General features: G+C 73.9%; 11 protein-coding genes. 3 read left to right on the forward strand and 8 right to left on the reverse strand.

What is annotated here, in order from left to right; genetic code table 11:
* Positions 1–164 precede the first annotated feature (164 nt).
* Entirely contained in the window at positions 165–551 is a 387-nt protein-coding gene (locus ADL08_RS13820) for a hypothetical protein (RefSeq protein ID WP_053642625.1), read from the forward strand.
* 21 nt (positions 552–572) lie between these two features.
* Here ADL08_RS13820 and ADL08_RS13825 read toward each other — a convergent pair whose 3' ends face one another.
* From ADL08_RS13825 to katG, 5 genes are all read right to left on the reverse strand, one after another.
* Entirely contained in the window at positions 573–1,406 is an 834-nt protein-coding gene (locus ADL08_RS13825) for a class II glutamine amidotransferase (RefSeq protein WP_053642627.1), read from the reverse strand.
* A 79-nt stretch (positions 1,407–1,485) separates the two neighbouring features.
* On the reverse strand, positions 1,486–2,793 hold the full coding sequence (locus ADL08_RS13830) for a DUF2254 family protein (protein ID WP_053642629.1): 1,308 nt from the start codon (positions 2,791–2,793) through the stop codon (positions 1,486–1,488).
* A gap of 489 nt (positions 2,794–3,282) precedes the next feature.
* Positions 3,283–3,696: an amphi-Trp domain-containing protein gene (locus tag ADL08_RS13835; RefSeq protein ID WP_053642631.1), complete on the reverse strand. Its 414-nt coding sequence runs from the start codon at positions 3,694–3,696 to the stop codon at positions 3,283–3,285.
* A gap of 265 nt (positions 3,697–3,961) precedes the next feature.
* The gene (locus tag ADL08_RS13840) at positions 3,962–6,778 is read right to left on the reverse strand and encodes a hypothetical protein (RefSeq protein ID WP_053642634.1); all 2,817 of its coding nucleotides are present in this window, start codon (positions 6,776–6,778) and stop codon (positions 3,962–3,964) included.
* Between the two features lie 291 nt (positions 6,779–7,069).
* Positions 7,070–9,322: a catalase/peroxidase HPI gene (gene katG, locus ADL08_RS13845; protein ID WP_053642636.1), complete on the reverse strand. Its 2,253-nt coding sequence runs from the start codon at positions 9,320–9,322 to the stop codon at positions 7,070–7,072.
* A 249-nt stretch (positions 9,323–9,571) separates the two neighbouring features.
* Here katG and ADL08_RS13850 point away from each other — a divergent pair, with 249 nt between their 5' ends.
* A complete protein-coding gene (locus ADL08_RS13850) occupies positions 9,572–9,988 on the forward strand; it encodes a Fur family transcriptional regulator (protein WP_053642639.1) in 417 nt (138 codons plus the stop codon).
* A 98-nt stretch (positions 9,989–10,086) separates the two neighbouring features.
* Here the strand turns inward: ADL08_RS13850 and tpx are convergent, their stop codons facing one another.
* Complete coding sequence (gene tpx, locus ADL08_RS13855) at positions 10,087–10,587, reverse strand: thiol peroxidase (protein WP_053642641.1); 501 nt, start codon at positions 10,585–10,587, stop codon at positions 10,087–10,089.
* A 211-nt stretch (positions 10,588–10,798) separates the two neighbouring features.
* Here tpx and ADL08_RS13860 point away from each other — a divergent pair, with 211 nt between their 5' ends.
* Complete coding sequence (locus ADL08_RS13860; protein ID WP_053642644.1) at positions 10,799–12,103, forward strand: glycoside hydrolase family 16 protein; 1,305 nt, start codon at positions 10,799–10,801, stop codon at positions 12,101–12,103.
* Positions 12,104–12,159: 56 nt separating this feature from the next.
* On the opposite strand, the gene ADL08_RS13865 is transcribed toward ADL08_RS13860, so the two are convergent.
* Entirely contained in the window at positions 12,160–15,144 is a 2,985-nt protein-coding gene (locus ADL08_RS13865; RefSeq protein WP_053642647.1) for a hypothetical protein, read from the reverse strand.
* Positions 15,145–17,007 carry an HSP90 family protein gene (locus ADL08_RS13870; RefSeq protein WP_053642649.1) on the reverse strand — a complete coding sequence of 621 codons (1,863 nt, stop codon included), beginning with the start codon at positions 17,005–17,007 and terminating at the stop codon, positions 15,145–15,147.
* Between the last annotated feature and the right edge of the window lie 28 nt (positions 17,008–17,035).

Below are 17,035 nucleotides of genomic sequence, written 5' to 3' on the forward strand. Positions count from 1 at the left end.
AGGCCGCGACCGACGCGGACCGCGACCTTGACGCCCTGGCGATCTGCTGCGGCGGAGCCGGCAGGACGCCGGGGACGCGTCGTCGGACGACTCCGGGCGGAAGCCGACGCGCATGCGGTCCCGCGGACGGGACATCCGGTCCCTCTACGGAAAGGGGGCTGTGGATGAGTTCGGAGCCGAAGGTCTTACTGGCGCGGGGCGCGGACGATCCGGCCGGTTGGGCGTGGATCGCCGCGATCTTCGCGCTCTACCTGCTGATCGGCTACGGGCTGGAGTACCGGTCGAAGAAGCGCAGAGGTGTCGCCCGCCCGGCGAGAGCGGCGGCGGAAGGCCTGTGGTCCGAACGCGAGGGGATCGACCCGGTGCGACGCTTCGCCGGCCGCATGGTGATGCTGTGCGGCGCGCTGGTGACAGGACTCGCCGGGTTCCTCACCCGAAACGCGCACACGGCGGTGCAGTTCCCGGTCGTGGGCGCCGTGGCCCTGCTCGGGATCTTCGCGTGGGCGTACTTCGACCACCGTACGGAGCCGCGCGGTGAGACCGGCCCCTGAGGGCCGCCCCGTAAACGGTCCTCATTCCGCGGTCGGGGCGAAGGGGTGCAGTTCGTCGCCGCCCGGCTGGACGATGCCGTAGCTGCTCTCCGGGACCTCGTTCCAGGCGCCGGGCAGGTCGCCCAGGGGTTCGGACACGACGAGGCGGGTCTCCTCCGAGACGTCCCGCAGGAACGTGACGTCGGGGTGCAGTCTGCGCAGCGTCTCCACCCGGCTGCTGTAGAACAGGGAGCGGGAGGCGCGCTCGCTGGAGTAGCGGAAGGCCCAGAGGCGCTCGCCGTCGGTGATGGCGAGCGTCATCTGCAGGGGGAACTCCACTCCGTGCTCGCGGCCGACGCGCTCCACCACCCCCGCCATGCGGGCGACGGCGGCGGGCGGGTCCCGGTCGAGGCCGAAGGTGAGGGCCAGGTAGAACATCACCTCGGAGTCCGTCGTCCCTTCGAGGTCCGCGTACAGCCCCGGGTCGACGAGCAGCGCGAGGTCGCGGCGCATGAGGTGGAACCCCGCGACGGCGCCGTTGTGCATGAACATCCAGCGGCCGTGCCGGAAGGGGTGGCAGTTCGACTGCTGCACCGCCGTCCCGGTCGACGCCCGGATGTGCGCGAAGAACAGCGGCGAGCGGACGTGGTCCGCCAGCTCCCGCAGGTTGCGGTTGCTCCAGGCGGGACCGATCTCCCGGAAGAGCGCCGGGGAGTCGACGCCCTCCGTGTACCAGCCGACGCCGAACCCGTCGCCGTTGGTCGTCTCCACGCCGAGCTTGGAGTGCAGGCTCTGGTCGATCAGGGAGTGCGCGGGCTTGTACAGGATGGTGTCGAGCAGCACCGGCGTGCCCGAGTACGCCAGCCATCGGCACATGCGTCATCACCTGGATCCCTGCCGTGCTCCGGGAGCGACACCGGGAAGATCCCGTACGGCCCTCCCATTCTCGGCCCCCTCACCCGGGAGTGCCACGCGTGTGCCCTCCGAAGGGCCCCTCCCGTCCTTCCCCGGCGTCGTCCTCCCAGACGAGCGGGTACGCCTCGGCGCCGGTCCGCTCGGCCCACCGAAGCCGGTCGAGCACGACGGCCCGCCGGTCCTCGGGGACCCGCTCGACGAGCGTGCGCAGGAGGTCGCGCGTTCTGCGCAGCGCCATCGGGGAACCGGTCGCGGCGAAGAGCACGTCGTCGACGGCGGTCCGGACGTAGTGGTCCCAGCCCGGGACCGGAACGCTCACCCGCGGCCGTCCGGCGGAGTCGTGGAACCGGCCCACGGCCAGGTCCCGGCCGGCGAGACGGATCAGCAGGGCCTCCAGGCGGTCCAGTACCTCCACCGCCGTGGCCGGATCGTTCACCGCGGGTGACAGGGCGCGGAGGGCGATGTCGGCGAGGAGCCGGAAGGGCAGTTCGGGGTCCTGGTCGAAGGTGCGCTCCACCCCCGTCGACAGGGTGGTGAGGAGGACCGCCGCCCGTGCGTCGTCCCCGGCCACCCGGGCGATCACCGTGCCCTCCGTCAGGGTGGTGCCGGGGGCGACCCGGAAGGCGACCGAGAAGTCGTGCTCCCGGGCCAGGGCCAGGAGGGCGGGCACGTCGATGCTCTGCAGCACGGCCGGCGGCCTCGTCCAGCGCACCTCCGTGCCCGTGCCCGTGTCGGTGTCGGTCGCCGGGAGCGGCTGGGCGGCGGCCGGTGCGTACGGGTCGACGTACAGGGCGTCGTACAGGCGGTGCGCGCGGGCGGCGATCGCGGTGAGCGACTGACCGAGCTGGATCGAGTCGAACGCCCGCATCTGCAGGGTGCGCATCAGCGCGAGCGCGACCAGGGTGAGGAGCACCGCCGTGCACGGGACGAAGACGGAGACGCCCTCCCGGGAACCGATGGCCAGGCCCGAGGTGATGCAGAAGACGAAGAGGCCGATCGTGAAGGCGAACGTCCGCCAGACGATCGGTTCGTGGCGGAACAGACCGAGGCGGGGGGTGAACGTGCTCGCGGAGAACTGCACGACAAGGAAGAGCACCGAGTAGATGACGCTCACCAGGCTGATGACGCCGAAGCCCAGGGTGAACAGCACGCTGACCACCCGGCCCGCGTCCACCTGAGGCCCCCCGGTGACCAGGGGCGCCGGCAGTCCCAGTCCCAGGCCGGCGAGGGCGCACAGCAACTGGGACAGGTCCCTGCGCACGGTGCGCCCGGGCCGCCGGAACGACGTGGCGCGCCGGCGCCGTTCCCGCGCCCCGGGACGGACGGGACCGTCGGCATGGTCCGGCATCCGGCCTCCTCCGGGTCGACTGTGACCCCCGCCCGGCACCCGTACGCCCCCGCCCGGCACCCGTACGCCCCCGCCCGGCACCCGTACGCCCCCGCCCGGCACCCGTCCGTTCAGGACGCGAGGAGGCGTTGCCTCTGCGCCGCGGTGCCGTCGCCAGGGGTGCGGCCCAGAGGTTCCCGTACACGATGACGCCGGCCGAGCTGCCCGGTTCGACGGCGGCCGCGGCCTCCCGCAGGTCGTCCTCGTCGAGCAGCTGGGACAGTCCCTCCCCGGTCATCCGGTCGTCGCGGAACTCCGGGACCAGGTGGTCGACGGGTCCCGTCCCGGACGTGTCGTCGGAGGTGTCGTCGACGCTCATGGCGACTCCTCGGCGGGTGGTCGTCCGTCTCGGACGCGCGACGGGCTCTGCGGCCCCTGTGGCTCCGGCCGGGCGTCGCGTCGTGTCCCATCGCACCACCGGGGAGTCGTACGCGCACCCGCGTGCCCGGGTCAGGACGTCGCTGCGGAACGCTTCGCGGGGGTGGTCCTGCGGGCGCCGGTGGCGGCGCGCTTGGGCTTGGGGGAGACGCTCTTGCGCCGTCCCGCCTTCCCCTCCTCCTCCTTCTTCTTCTCCTGCTCCTCCTTCTCCTCCTGCTCCTCCGATTCCGTCGGCGGCTTCGGCGGTGCGGGGCGGTGCCGGGCGGTCGACCACTCCAGTTCGATCTCCAGCTCCAGCCTGCCGTCCCCGATCTCCACCTCGATCTCGCTGTGGAGCTCGTCGGGAACGCGCAGGCTCAGCGTGCTGTGGCCGATGTTCCACTCGACCTCTCCGCCTTTTTGGAGGGCCGCCGCGAGCTCCATGAGCTGTTCGGCGGCTTCGAGGCGTGACACGGTGCGCTTCTGCTCGAACGTGAGGTCCTTCATGGTCTGTCTCCGGTTCGGGTGCTGGAAGTGACCGGCGCCCGGACGGCAGGGGCGCCGCACACGGCGGTCCGAGGACCCGCCGTCGTACCGGACCCGGCCGCGTCTCGTTCCCAGCGTGCGCCGTGGCCGTGCCCGCCGCACCCCGAGGGGTCACGGAACGCGACTCCGCCGGGAGACCGCGGGCGGGACGACGGAGAAGGGCGGCCGGTGCGCTCCGGAACCTCCCGGAGCGCACCGGCCGCCCTGTTCCCCGTACGGCGGAGGGTTACGCCCCGTCCCGTACCGTCCCGGTGAACTCCGGGCCCGGGACCGGCTCCCAGGAGTCGTCGAAGAGCGACAGGACCGCCCGGAGCGACTCCGCCGGTTCCGTGACGCCGTCCGCGACGGTGGGCATGCTCAGCTCCGCGCCCGTCTCCCCGGCGGGGACGGAGAACCACAGGGACAGACCGCCCGGGACCGCCTCCGACAGCGGTACGGCCGGGTCCGGGAGCCTGCCGATCCGCTGCTCCAGCCACTCCCGGTCGACGTCCGCCGTGGACAGTTCGGCGCCGCCGGTCACCGGCAGCAGGCCGATCGTGCCCATGATGTCGGCGTCCGCCGCGTCGGACAGCGTCACCCGCCAGGTCAGGGCCTCGCCCTCGGCCACGTCGTCCGCGACGGGCACCACGGTCACCGTGGGCATGGGATCGTCGTTCCGCGCGGTCACCCCGCCCCGGTGGGCGCCGACCACGGCCCCGCGCACCGCCTTCACGAACGCGTCGTGCGGCACGTCGTAGCCGAAGCGGGTGTTGCCCCGGACCTCGACCGGTACGTCGATGTCGTGGCGTCCCGGCCGGATCGTCACCAGGCGCGAGGTGACCCCCTCGCCGTCGGGCCCGGGCACGAACAGGCGGACCTGTCCGCCGCCCTTCCCGGAGACCCGCACCGGGACGCGGTAGGTCCGCGCCCCGGAGTCGCCCTCGTCGACCGTCAGCCGGCCGATGTCGATGCGCGGCAGCGCGCCCGGGCGCACCGCGGGGGTGCCGGGGCGCCAGCCCCACGCGTCCACGAGCCACGCGCGGCCCGAGCCGCCGCCCGGGGACAGTTCGAGCGACGCGATCCGCTTCAGGTCCAGGCCGGCCCGGCTCGCCGCGGACAGCGGGACGCGGACCTCGCGCGCCCACACGGACGCGGTCCGCTCGCTGCCCGGCAGCCCGTCGACGCGGACGCGGCCCAGCTGCGCGCGGCGGCCCGAGGCGTCGGTCACGGCGACGTCGAACCCGGTGCCCGCGCTGTTGGGCGGGACGGCCAGGCGCAGGGCCAGGGCGTCGGAGCCGGACAGCGGGACCGGCCGGGACGGACGCACCGCGACCCGCTTCCCGGGGGCGTCCCACCGCAGCGCGACGGCGTCGCGGCCCGGCTCGGGAAACGCGTCCCAGACCGCGAAGTGCGGGGACGCGCCGCCCTCCTCGGGGTTCAGGCAGGCGCGCTCGGCGTCGGGGTCGACCTGGGCGCACAGCCGTCCCGCGCCGGAGACGGCCGTCGAGGAGTCCGGCAGGAAGGCCGGGGTGCGGTGCCCGCCGACGGCGTGGGTGAGGACCCGGGCCGGGCCCGCCGAGGGCGCGCGGCGGCCGGTGCCGTCGAGCAGCGGCCGGACCCGGTCGTCGCCCCCGACGAACAGCCGGGCCGACGCCGCGATGTAGGCGGCGCCTGCCTTCTGCTGCTGCCCGGCGGTCAGCCGGGTCGCCGCGCCGGGGGAGCAGACCGGGTCGGGCGTCTCGTCGGACCAGAAGTCGTCGAACGCCGGGGCCTGGGCCTGGCCCGGGGTCCACTCGGTGTTGAAGAAGTTGTGGTTGGCCCCGACCACGTAGACCGAGCTGTGCAGGGCCGTGCCCCGGCCGACGCCACGGGTGCCGTCGAGGTAGATCTGGCCCTGGAGGTCGCTCACGTCCCCGTCGCAGCCCGGCAGGATCGTCGTGGACGGCACGTCGGGGGCCGGGTTCTGGCCGAAGATCGTGGGCCCGATCAGGACGTTGCCGCGGATCTTCCACCGTACGGGACCGTGGTGGCCGTCCCGGTCGGCCGGCGGCGGGTAGAGGCTGTCGAGCGCCGCCCGGTTGACGCCCTCGCCTCCGCGCGAGTGGCCGACGAGCAGCACGCGCGACAGGTCGGCGGGCGCGGTCCCGCGCACGGCGGCCGGCGCGCCCTTCCGGTTCGCGGCCCAGTCGGCCCAGCGGGCCAGGTGCAGCCGGACCAGGGAGGAGCGGGCCTGGGCGCCCGCGTCGTCGATGCTGTGGTCCTGCCCGTTGACGCCGTTGGCGGATATGGAGAGCGTCACGTACCCCTGGGAGGCCAGGAGCTTCTGGGCGTCCAGGTACCCCCGGTGGCTGGGGATCTCCCGGGTGCCCGCCGGGCAGGGCCACGCACCCGTCGCGTCCTCGGTCCCGGGCGTGTAGCAGGTGGCGTGCCGGCCGTGCAGGAAGAGGGCCACCGGCCGCTTGCCCGGCGCGCCGGCCGGGCCCACCACGACGGCGCGCATCTCGACGGGCACGGGGAAGTCGGGCAGCGGCACGGACGGCAGGACGTACTCGCCGCTGACGGTGCGGTAGGGGCCGGGCACTCCCGGGTCGACCGGGTTCGCCGGGAGCGGGGCCTCCGGCGCGGCGGACGGGAGCGGGGCCTTCGGGGCGAGGGGGCGCAGGTTCGTGGAGGGGGCGGGGGCGGCGGCGTCCAGTCGCCTGCCGCCGGCCGTCACCCGCAGCGGGGCGTCCCGGTCGAGCCGGGCGTCCCCGAGGGGCAGCCGGAAGGTGCGCCCGTCCCGCTCGGCCACCGGACGGCCGAGCAGCCGGTCGCCGGCGTGGAACTCGACCCGGGCGTCGCCCATGGGGACGGGGTCGGACGAGGTCCACAGGAGCTGCCGGTGCGGGCCGGTCCCGGTGACCTGCCAGCCCGGGGGGAGTTCGGAGTTCCCGCGCGGGGCCTCCTGGGCCACCGTCGCCGGTGACCGGGGCGACGGTTCCCGCGCGTGCGCCGCGCCGGGCGTCGCCGCCGCCAGCGCGAGTAAGGCCGCGGCGGTGGTCACGCCGCGTATGCCACGTATCAAGACGGTCTTCCTCACGTTCGTTCCCGTGGGAGCACCGCCGGTGGTGCCTGCCGTCCGGCTTCCCCGGCGCTCCCCTCTCGCCCCGGAGGACGGTGGCGGACGCGCGGGGGTTGCCTCGTACGGCGTCATGTGCGCGCCGGAACCGGGGAGTTCGGGCCCGGGAACGGGTCCGGCCCGGGTGGCGGGGAGCCACCCGGGCCGGGGTGCCGAACCGGACGACGGGGGAACCGTTTGGGCCGGGTGCCGGGCCGGACGGCGGGGGAACCGTCCGGGCCGGGGGGTGAGGAGGGGTCAGACGAGGTCGAACCGGTCCAGGTTCATGACCTTGTCCCACGCGGAGACGAAGTCCTTCACGAACTTCTCCTTCGCGTCGTCGCTCGCGTAGACCTCGGCCAGCGCGCGCAGTTCGCTGTTGGAGCCGAAGACGAGGTCGGCGCGGGTGCCGGTCCACCGGACCGTGCCCGTCGCGGCGTCGTGGGCCTCGAAGAGGTCCGCGTCACCGGCCACCGGCCGCCAGATGGTGTCCATGTCGAGCAGGTTGACGAAGAAGTCGTTCGTCAGGGTGCCCGGGGTCGTGGTCAGGACGCCGTGCTTCGAGCCCTGGTGGTTCGCGCCCAGGACGCGCAGACCGCCGACGAGGACCGTCAGTTCGGGGGCGCTCAGGTTCAGCAGGTTGGCCCGGTCGACGAGGAGGAACTCGGCCGGGAGCCGGCTGCCCTTGCCGAGGTGGTTGCGGAAGCCGTCGGCCTTCGGCTCCAGGGCGGCGAAGGACTCCACGTCCGTCTGCTCCTGGCTGGCGTCCACCCGGCCCGGCGTGAACGGCACCTCGACGGCGAAGCCCGCGTCCGCGGCGGCCTTCTCCACGGCGGCGGAGCCCGCGAGCACGATCAGGTCGGCGATCGAGACCTTCTTGCCGCCCTCGGCGTCGAAGGCGGCCTTGACGCCTTCGAGGACGCGGAGCACCTGCGCCAGCTGGTCCGGCTCGTTGACCTCCCAGCCGCGCTGCGGCTCCAGGCGGATGCGGCCGCCGTTGGCGCCGCCCCGCTTGTCGCTGCCGCGGAAGGAGGAGGCCGAGGCCCAGGCCGCGGAGACGAGCTGCGCGACGGTCAGGTCCGAGGCGAGGATCCGCTCCTTGAGGGAGGCGACGTCCGAGGCGTCCAGGAGCTCGCCCTCGCGCTCCGGCAGCGGGTCCTGCCACAGCAGGACCTCGGAGGGGACCTCCGGGCCGAGGTAGCGGGAGATCGGACCCAGGTCACGGTGGGTCAGCTTGTACCAGGCGCGGGCGAAGGCGTCCGCGAACTGCTCGGGGTTCTCGTGGAAGCGCCGCGAGATCTGCTCGTACGCCGGGTCGAAGCGCAGCGACAGGTCGGTGGTGAGCATCGTCGGGAGGTGCTTCTTCGACGGGTCGTGCGCGTCGGGGATGATCGCCTCGGCGTTCTTCGCCACCCACTGGTGGGCACCGGCCGGGCTCTTGGTGAGCTCGTAGTCGTACGCGAAGAGGTGCTCGAAGAAGTCGTGGCCCCACTGCGCGGGAGTGGTGGTCCAGGTGACCTCCAGACCGCTGGTGATCGTGTCGCCGCCCTTGCCGGTGCCGTGGGAGTTCGCCCAGCCGAAGCCCTGGGACTCGATCGGCGCGGCCTCGGGGTCGTCGCCGACGCTCTCCGACGGGCCGGCGCCGTGCGTCTTGCCGAAGGTGTGGCCGCCCGCGATGAGCGCGACGGTCTCTTCGTCGTTCATCGCCATCCGGCGGAAGGTCTCCCGGATGTCGCGGGCCGCCGCGACCGGGTCCGGATTGCCGTTCGGGCCCTCGGGGTTGACGTAGATGAGGCCCATCTGGACCGCGCCGAGGGGCTCCTCCAGCTCGCGGTCGCCCGTGTAGCGCTTGTCGTCCAGCCAGGCGGTCTCGGGGCCCCAGTAGACGTCCTCGTCGGGCTCCCACACGTCCGCGCGGCCACCGGCGAAGCCGAAGGTCTCGAAGCCCATCGTCTCCAGGGCCACGTTGCCGGTGAGGATCAGGAGGTCGGCCCAGGAGAGGTTCTGGCCGTACTTCTTCTTGACCGGCCACAGCAGACGACGGGCCTTGTCCAGGTTGACGTTGTCCGGCCAGCTGTTGAGCGGGGCGAAGCGCTGCTGGCCGGCACCGGCGCCGCCGCGGCCATCGCTGATGCGGTACGTGCCCGCGCTGTGCCAGGCCATCCGGACCATGAGCGGGCCGTAGTGGCCGAAGTCGGCGGGCCACCAGTCCTGCGAGGTCGTGAGGACCTCGGCTATGTCCCGCTTCACGGCCGCCAGGTCCAGGCTCCCGAACGCCTCGGCGTAGTCGAAGTCCTCGCCCAGCGGGTTGGCCACGGCGGGGTTCTTGGCCAGGATCTTCAGGTTGAGCCGGTTCGGCCACCACTGGTTGTTTCCGCCGCCCTGGGTCGGGTGGGCGGCGCGGCCGTGCGCGACCGGGCAACCGCCTCCGGCTTCGTCCAGCTTCGCGTCCACGACGATCGCGTCGTGGTTCTCGGGCGCTTCGTTCTCGGGCACGCGGTTCTCAGACATCGGAATCCTTCCGGACCTGGTGGACAACAGTGCTCAGGAAGTGCGATCGGAGCGGCCGGGCCGTGCCCGGAGAGCCGTCACGTATCGGACTCCCGCCGCGCTGAGGTCTTCCTGTCCCTTGGCCATTAACGAAATCGATCCTACAATGGACCTTGTCCAAGTCAAGAACAATGCCAAATCTGTCCGAGGAACACCGGCCGCACACCGGACACCACGGGCCCCGCGTCCGAGCCGAAGAGGTGAACCGATATGAGCGACCTGCTGGAACGGCTGAGATCCCGCGGCTGGCGGATGACGTCCCAGCGGCGCGTGGTCGCGGAGGTCCTGGCCGGCGACCACGTGCACCTCACGGCCGACGAGGTGCACGCGCGCGCCGTCGAGCGGCTGCCGGAGATCGCGCGGGCGACGGTCTACAACACCCTGGGCGAACTCGTCGCCCTGGGGGAGGTCGTGGAGCTCTCCACGGACGGGCGGGCCAAGCGCTACGACCCGAACGCGCGCCGGGCGCACCAGCACCTGGTCTGCTCGGAGTGCGGGCTCATCAGGGACGTCCACCCGATGGGGGACCCGCTGGCCGTCCTGCCGCCGGAGGAACGTTTCGGCTTCGCCGTGGAGAAGGCCGACGTCACGTACCGGGGGCTGTGCCCGGACTGCTCGGGGGGATGAGCGCGTACGGAGGAGGGGGCCGCCACCGGTCGTCGGTGACGGCCCCCTCCGGGGCGGCGGCTCCCCTGTCGGAGCCGCCGGGGACTGCTTCGGGACGACTACTTCAGGACGGCGAGCGCCTCGTCGTAGCCGGGCTCGTCCGCGATCTCGCCCACGAGCTGCGCGTGCAGGACCTTGTCGTTCTCGTCGAGGACGACGACCGCGCGGGCGGTCAGACCGGCCAGCGGCCCGTCCGCGATCTCCACGCCGTAGTCGGTGTGGAACTCGCGGCCCCGGAGCGTCGAGAGGTTCTTGACGTTCTCCAGGCCCTCGGCGCCGCAGAAGCGCGCCTGCGCGAAGGGCAGGTCGGCGGAGATGCAGAGCACCACGGTGTTCTCCAGCTCGCCGGCCTTCTTGTTGAAGGCGCGAACGGAGGAGGCGCACGTCGGGGTGTCGACGCTCGGGAAGATGTTGAGGACCTTGCGCACGCCGGCGAAGTCCTTCAGCGACTTGTCGGCGAGACCCTCGGCGACGAGCGTGAAGTCGGGAGCCTGGCTGCCGGGAACCGGCAGGGCGCCGTTGACCTGCACCGGGCTGCCCTTCAGCGTGACCTGGGCCATGGGGATCTCCTTAAGAAGGTACGAGTGGCAACGAGGGGAATCGTACGGAGTCCGGACCGCCCGTGCGGTCACACCTCTTGACGACCCCTTCCTTCACTTCTTAAATCAGGTGGGCGGCGAAGCGGCCCGCCTCCGTGTGTGTCATGTACCTGACACGCATGTGCGGCGCGCCCACGGCGTCGTCCCCCCACACCCGACGGAAGAGAGAGCCATGACCTCCTCCCGCACGCGACGGCGCACGCTGTCCTCCGCCCTGTCCGCCCTCGCCCTGGCCCTCGCCGTCACGGCGCTCGGCCCCGCCGCCTCGGCCGGCCCCGCGGCGGGAGCCGCCCCCGCGCCCGCCGCCGGAGCCGCCGCCGCCCTCCAGCCCGCCGCCGGGGCGGCCGCCGTCACCTTCTCCGACGACTTCGACGGCCCCGCGGGCGCCGCCGCGGACGGCGCCAAGTGGCAGATCGAGACCGGTGACAACGTCAGCAACCACGAGCGGCAGTACTACACGGCTGGAAACCGCAACGCCGCGCTCGACGGCCAGGGCCACCTGGTCATCACCGCCCGCAAGGAGAACCCGGGCAACTACCAGTGCTGGTACGGGCGGTGCGAGTACACCTCGGCACGGCTCAACACGGCCGGGAAGTTCACCACCCGGTACGGCCGCGTCGAGGCCCGCATGAAGGTGCCGCGCGGCCAGGGCATGTGGCCCGCGTTCTGGATGCTCGGCAACGACATCGGCCAGGTCGGCTGGCCCGACTCGGGCGAGATCGACGTCATGGAGAACGTCGGCTTCGAGCCCTCCACCGTCCACGGCACCCTGCACGGCCCCGGCTACTCGGGCTCCGGCGGCATCGGCGCCGGGTACACCCTGCCCGGCGGGCAGGCCTTCGCCGACGCCTTCCACACCTTCGCCGTCGACTGGTCGCCGGGCCGGATCACCTGGTCCGTGGACGGCAACGTCTACCAGACCCGCACGCCCGCCGACCTCGGCGGCCGGACCTGGGTCTTCGACAAGCCCTTCTTCCTGATCCTCAACCTCGCGGTCGGCGGCTACTGGCCCGGTGACCCGAACGGCTCGACCCCCTTCCCGAGCCAGCTCGTCGTCGACCACGTCCGCGTCACCACCGCCGACGCCCCCGCCGGCGGCGGCCCGATCACCGGGATCGGCGGCAAGTGCGTCGACGTGGCCGCCGCCAACACCGCGAACGGCACCCCCGTCCAGCTCTACGACTGCAACGGGACCGCCGCCCAGCGGTGGACCGTCGGCACGGACGGAACCATCCGCGCACTCGGCAAGTGCCTCGACGTCACCTCCGCCGGCACCGCCGACGGAACGCCCCTCCAGCTGTGGGACTGCAACGGCACGGAGGCCCAGCGCTGGGTCGCCAACGACGCCCGGGACGTGGTGAACCCGCGCGCGAACAAGTGCCTGGACGCCACCGGCAACAGCTCGGCCAACGGCACCCGGCTCCAGATCTGGACCTGCGGGGGCACCGCCAACCAGAAGTGGACGGTGACCCGGTAGGAGAGTGAACGGGCGACCCGGCGGCCGCCCGTTCACCCTCGCCCGGCCCCGGGCGCTCAGCCCCGAGGCCGGGCCAGGTACTCCTGCCGCAGGGCGTCGAGGACCTGCGCCGCCCCGGGGTGGCCCGCCTTCCGGCAGCGCGCCGCCGCCGTCGTCAGCCGGGCGATCGCCTCGTTGGTCCGGCCGAGCCCATTCCCCTCGACCAGGGCGGCGAACCGCACCGCCTCGGCCCTCGGCAGCTCGCCGTGCTCCCCGCCCTCCTCGTGGAGGCCGATCGCGGCCTCCGCCTCGGCCAGGGCCTCCTCGAAGCGCTCCGCCTCCGTCAGGACCCGGGCCCTGCGGTAGTGCACCTCGCCGCGCTCGTACCAGACGGCGAAGTCCTCGGTGTCCGCCGGCACGGCGTCCAGGACCGCGTCGCCCCGCACCAGGTGCGCGAGCGCGTCCTCCACGCCCTCGGCCCCCCGGGCCGCCGCCGTGAGCCGGGCGAACTCGCGCGTCATCCGCGCGATCAGGGGCGGGTTCGGCGCCTCGTCGTGCGCGGCGAGGGCACGCTCGTACGCGGTGTCCGCCGCCTCCCACCGGTCGGCGAGGGCCAGCGCGATCGCCGTGTCCGCCGTCACCAGGGTGCGGATCGGGGCGTCGTCCTCCCACCCGGCGACCGTGCCCGCGAGCCGCAGGAACTCCTCCGCCGACGGCAGGTACTCCTCCAGCTCCCGCAGTCCCCGCGCCAGGGACAGCCGGATCTGGGCCACCATCCGCTCGTTCAGCGCGGCGGCCGACTCCTCGGAGAGGAGCGACTCCAGGACCGCCACGGCGTCCGCCTGCCGCCCCGACTCCACCAGGACGTCGGCCAGTTGGAGCCGTACGCCCGCGGCCTCCTCGTGCTCCCCGTCCCCGTCGAACCGCGCGGCCGCCTCGGAGAGGTGGCGCACGGCCCCGGCGTGGTCCCCGAGGTGCGAGGACGCGTGACCGAGCAGGGAGTACGTCGGAGCCAGCGGGAAGTCCGCGTCGTCGTACCGCACCGCGTCCGCGAGCGCCCGGTGCAGCAGCTCCGCCGCTTCCGCCGGTTCCTGCCGGGACAGCATGACCTGGGCCAGCAGGGCGCGCGGCCGCGAGCCCCGCCAGGGCCGGTCCGAGGCCTCGACGTCCACGAGGGCCGCGCGCAGCTCCGCCTCGGCGAGGGCGACGTCGCCCCGGCGGCCGGCCACGTCCGCGACGAACTGGCGCGCGTTGGCCGCCTGGTGGGGCACGCCCAGGCGCTCCGCCTCGGCGCGCAGCGCCCCCACGGCCCGCTCGAACCGCTCCGGAACGGGACCGGACTCCTCCGGCTCCCGCCGCATCGTCTCCTGGTAGGCCGCGTAGGCGGCGGAGTACAGCACGGTGAGGTGGGCGAGGACGCGGTCCGCCGCCACGTCGGCCCCGGCCGCGGTCTCGGCGTCGCCCGGCTTCCCGCCGGTCAGCGGCGCCTCGTCCTTCAGGAGCTCCGCCTCGCGCAGGATCCCGTCGAGACGGACCCGGGCCGCCTCGTCGCGCTCGGCGTCGGCGTCGTCCTCGCCGGTCGTCCACGCGAGGGCCCTGGCCCGGGCGGCGAGGGCCTGCCACGGCATCCCGAGCTCCTCGTAGAGCCCGGCGGCCGTCTCCAGCTCGGCGCCGCTCCCGGTGTTCTCCTCCCGCTGCCTGAGCCGGTACGCGCGCTCCTCGGCGAGCTCGGCCCGCAGCAGGTCCTCCGGTCCGAGCCGGTCGTCGTGCGGGGCCGGGCCGTCCGCGAGCCGCTCGGCGATCCGGGCCCACAGCCGGGTGTTCCCGGGGTGGCCGAGGCGGGCCAGGCGCCGTGCCTCGGACACCAGGGCGACGAAGTCCTCCGGGACCTCGGGCGCCCCGGAACCGGTGGCGGTGGCGGCCGCCGGGACCGCGCCCGCGGGGGTACGGGCGGGGGCGGCCGTCCGCAGCCCGAGCGGCAGCGGCTCGTCCAGGAGCGGACGCCGGGCCAGGCGCTCGCGGCGCCGGTCCCCGACGGCGGTGGTGCCGTTGCGCGCGTCGAAGGCGGCGGCGAGCCGGTCCGCCTCGGCGCGCACGTGGGCGAGGAGTTCGTCCGCGGTCCAGTTCCGCCCCGGCGGCCCGGCGACGGGCGTCTCCCCGTGGCCGTCCTCCGCGAGGCGGGCGAGCAGCACCTCCACGCCGGTCAGGAAGCCCAGGCGGTCCAGCGGCGCGCCGGTCGCCTCGAACAGGGGGCGGTTCTCCGCGAGGACCTCGAGACCCCGGCCCTCGTTGCGCGAGAGCGCGCAGAACTCCAGGTGCAGGCCGACCTCGTGCTGCATGCCGGTGCTGCCCCGGACCCGCCGGTAGCCGGTGAGGTGGTGGGAGCGGGCCTCGTCCGCACGGCCCGCGCGCAGCAGCGGCAGCAGGGCGCGCGCCTGGCTCATCTGCGGCTCCTCGGAGCAGCTCTGCTCACCCTCCAGGACGGGCCGCCAGACGTCGAGGGCCCCGGCGTCGTCGCCCGCCGCCACCCGGTGCCAGGCGTGGTGCCGGGTCTCGCAGGCCTCGCAGTCGCTCAGCTCGGTGCGGGGCCGGGTGGCCCACAGGTCGTAGGCGTCGTCGACGCCCGTGCCGGTGTGGGCGGCCACGTGGTGGCGCATCGCCGCCACCGGCTGCATGCCGTGCCCGGCCTCCTCGTACCGCTCCTTCATCGTGTCGATCCAGCCCCGCACGGTGGCGAGGGGCATCTCCGGCACCTGGAGCAGGGACGTCGTCACCCACTTGAACCGCCAGAAGACCTGGTGGGCCTCCCACTGGCTGAAGGACTTCGGGGCGGTGTCCCACAGCTTGAGCAGCCGGGCGAAGACCACGGGGGACTTGCGCTGCTCGCCGGTGAACTCGTACGCCGTCATCAGCTCCAGGAGGGCCGTGACGAGGGTGTCGGGCTCGTCGAAGACCTCGGCGGCCTCGACGAGCTCCTCGGCCGTGACGGTCCGCTGCGTGCCGTGGGGGCGGTCGTGGTTCTCGCGCAGCGCCTCGACGACGGCCTCGGGCGTGTCCAGCATCTACAGTTCCTTCCGGGGCTCGGAGCCGGGTGCCGCCGCGTCCGGACGGTGCATGGCGTGGGTCAGCAGGCCGATGAAGGCCCGGTTGAGCAGGGCGCTCTCGCTCGCCCGCAGCGGACGGCGGCTGAGCAGCAGCGCCTGGCCGTAGAGGGCCTCGGCGGTGGTCACGGCGAGCCCGCGCTCGCTGATCGTGATCGCCTGGCGGACCAGCGGGTTGAGGTGGTTCAGGACGAGCTGCGCGCGCGGGGTCTCGTGGCGCAGCGAGCCGAGGATGTCGGCCCACAGGCCGTCGCTGTCGGCGGCCAGGCCCGCCCGGGTCCGCTCGTGGCGCGCCTCCCGGTTGTCGAGGAGCAGCGCGGGCGCGGTGACCGGCTGGAAGTCGCGCAGCACGACGTCGCAGTCGTGGACGCCGATCGTCTCCCGGGCGACCGCGAGGAAGGCCGCCGCCCGCAGCTCGGCGGTGGGGTCCACGGCGTCCAGGTGCGCGGTGACCGTGGCCGGGTCCAGGTCGGTGACGGACGTGCCCGGCCGGATCTCGGGCAGCCGGTGCACCAGGTCGCGGTCGTAGGTGTAGCCGCCGTTGACGACGCCCAGGCCGGCCGCCGCCGCGATGGGGGCGACCTGGCGGAACTCCTCGACGCTCCGGGTGACCAGGACCGTCGGATGGGTCCGTACGAACTCCTCCAGGGTCACGTTGCCGTCGGTGGTCTCGAACGGCAGCCACGGCAGGACGACCCGCAGCAGCTCGTCGTCGTAGCGGGCGAGCGCCTTGACCGCGAGGTGGTGGGTGTCGATGAAGCGGTGCAGGAGCGACGGGTCGCTGGCGGCGAGCCCGGTGAGCCAGTCGCGGATCCGGTCGCCCAGGGCGTCCCGTACGGCGGACAGCGTGCCGTCCTCGTACAGTGACTCGCGCGACGCGGTGGGCCGCAGGCTGGTCGTGTCGACCACGCAGCGCACGAAGAACGCCCACTCCGGGAGGAGTTCGGGTGCCTTGTCGGTGAGCAGCATGCCCTTGAGGTGCACCCGGTGCCCCGCGCGCTGCGCCGGGCTGACGGCCGTCGGCAGCACGTACGCGACGCCGCGCAGACCGGCCGCCGGCAGGTCGAGCTCGATGCTGTCGAGCGGCGTGAAGTCGAACAGGTCGCGGCAGTAAGCGGTGAGGGCTTCGCGGCGGGCCAGCGGGGAGCGGTGGCTCCGCTCCCACGGCGGCGCCTCGTTGATCCGGTGCTCCTCGCCCCGGGAGTCGACGACGGTCACCTCGTGCCGCAGGAGGCCGCCGTAGTGCCGGGCGAGGGAGACGACCTGCCCCGGGCTCGTCCACTCGGCGTTGTCGGCGCGCGGCACGAGCCGGACGGTGGTGCCCGGCTCGGGCACCTCCGAGGCGGGCAGGGTCCGGATGGTGTAGCGGCCGTCGGAGTGGCCGCGCCACTCGACGGCGGGCGCCGACGGGTCCGAGGCGGACCGGCTGACCACGGTGATCTCGTCGGCCACGACGAAGCAGGCGAGCAGCCCGATGCCGAACTGGCCGATGAACTCCCCGCGGGCGGCGTCGAGCCCGGCGCCGTCCAGGGCGCCGTCGGCGGTCCGCTTGGAGCTGCGCCCGATGGTGGCCAGGAACCGGTGGACGTCGGCCTCGGTCAGACCGACGCCGGTGTCCGTGACGGTGAGCACGTCACCGGTGCGGACCGTGATGGCGCCGGGCGCGTCGGGGTCGAGCGCCTGCCGGGCCGTGATGGCGTCCACGGCGTTCTGGAGCAGCTCGCGCAGATAGACGCGGGGGCTGGAGTAGAGGTGGTGGGAGAGCAGGTCGACCAGACCGCGCAGGTCGACCTGGAAGGTGTGCGCTGACTCGGAAGGAGACACCCGGTGAAGTCTTTCGGTGAACGCGCCC

Source organism: Streptomyces sp. NRRL F-6492, from assembly GCF_001280125.1.
Classification (GTDB): Bacteria; Actinomycetota; Actinomycetes; order Streptomycetales; family Streptomycetaceae; genus Streptomyces.